This is a genomic window from Pseudomonas costantinii, assembly GCF_001870435.1.
Lineage (GTDB): Bacteria > Pseudomonadota > Gammaproteobacteria > Pseudomonadales > Pseudomonadaceae > Aquipseudomonas > Aquipseudomonas costantinii.
This window is the reverse complement of record NZ_MDDR01000043.1, coordinates 1-1,673: the sequence shown is the minus strand read 5'-3', so window position 1 is coordinate 1,673 and position 1,673 is coordinate 1. Positions and strand designations below refer to the sequence as shown.

Sequence of the window (1,673 nt, the reverse complement as noted above, 5' to 3'; positions counted from 1 at the left end):
AATCGCATTACTGAGTTTCCGTTGCCCACTGCCTCTCGTCCGGCGATTTCCAATAGTTTGGCCGAAGCGGCGATTTACTTGGGCTCATTGCCTGATGAGTTGGTGCTGGCGCAGGCGTCGCGGTTCTATCACTTCCGCGATGGTGTGCTGACAGCCATCAGCGATGGGTATGACAACCGGCTGCGGATTTTTCGTGATCTGTTGGGGCGGGTTGAGCGGCTGGATAACGGTGTCGGCCGTTCGCTGCTTTTGCGCTATGAACTCGGTCGCATTGTTGCGGTGGAGTACCAAGTTCATCGGGCCGAGGGACCGGGCCCGTTTGTCTGGGTCACTGAGCAAAACGTCATTTCCTACGCCTATGACGGCGCCGGCCGGTTGGTTTCGGCGACCAACGCGGTAGGTGAAAGCGAGGTTTATCGGTACGACGATCAGCACGTCATTCTCGAACGGCAGTTGGCCGGTGGGGCGAGTTTCTTCTGGGAGTGGGAACGCTCGGGCAAGGCCGCACGATGCGTCCGGCACTGGGCCAGTTTTTCGCAGATGGACACGCGGTATGCGTGGGATGACAACGGCCGTGTCACGGTTCACAACGCTGATGGCAGCCAGGAAGTTTACGTCCACGATCAGCGTGCGCGGTTGGTGCAGCGGATTGATCCCGATGGCGCCGAGCATCTCAAATCCTATGACGACAAAGGCCGGCTGACGGTCGAGCAAGATCCGCTGGGCGCAGTGACGGCGTATCAGTACGACGACGCCGGGCGTTTAGTGGCGTTGTTTTCGGGGGATGATGAACCTACCTCCTACGAGCATGACAACGGTTTCGTACGAGTTGTACGGCGTGGCCAGGCGGTCTGGAAATACGAGCGCAATGATCAGGGCGATGTCACCCGCAAGACCGACCCCGATGGCAACGTCACCGACTACAGCTACAACAAACATGGGCAACTGATCGGCGTCTGGTATCCCGATCACAGCTGCCATCGGCTGACCTGGAATGAGCGCGGGCAGCTCACTGAGGAACAACTGCCGAATGGCGGCGTAAAGCGCTATCGCTATGACGATCTGGGGCGGCAGGTTGCGCGCGAGGATGAATACGGAGCGCTGACCCAATATCAGTGGGACAGTGTGGGTCGGTTGGTTCGCGTCGTACTGCCAGGTGGCGCCACACGGGAGTACAGCTACAACCCCTACGGAAAGATCACCGCTGAACGTGATGAGCTAGGCCGCGTTACTCGCTACGAGTATGCCGACGGCCTGCATCTGATCAGCCGCCGCATCAATGCTGATGGCACCCAAGTCAAATACCGCTACGACAACGTTCGGTTATTGCTGACGGCGATCGAAAACGAAGTCGGCGAAACCTACCGACTCCAGTACCACCCCAATGGCCTGATCCAGCAGGAAACCGGGTTTGATGGCCAACGCACGGCCTACGTCTACGACCTCAACGGCAACCTACAGGAAAAGACCGAACACGGCGACGATGGCAGTCAGCTCGTCACCCGTTACGAGCGAGACCATGCCGGGCGGCTCGTAAGAAAAACCCTCCCCGACGGCAAAATCGTCGATTACACCTACGACCGCCGAGGCAACCTCCTGGGCGTCGAAGACGGCCACTGGGCGCTGGCCTACGAATACGACAGCCAAAACCGCCTCACCGCCGAACACCAAGG

At 59.1% G+C, this 1,673-nt stretch carries 1 pseudogene; it reads left to right on the top strand.

Going from position 1 to position 1,673, the window contains the following annotated elements:
- Positions 1 to 1,673 (top strand): annotated as a pseudogene (locus BFL40_RS25750) (type IV secretion protein Rhs); the annotation flags it as partial.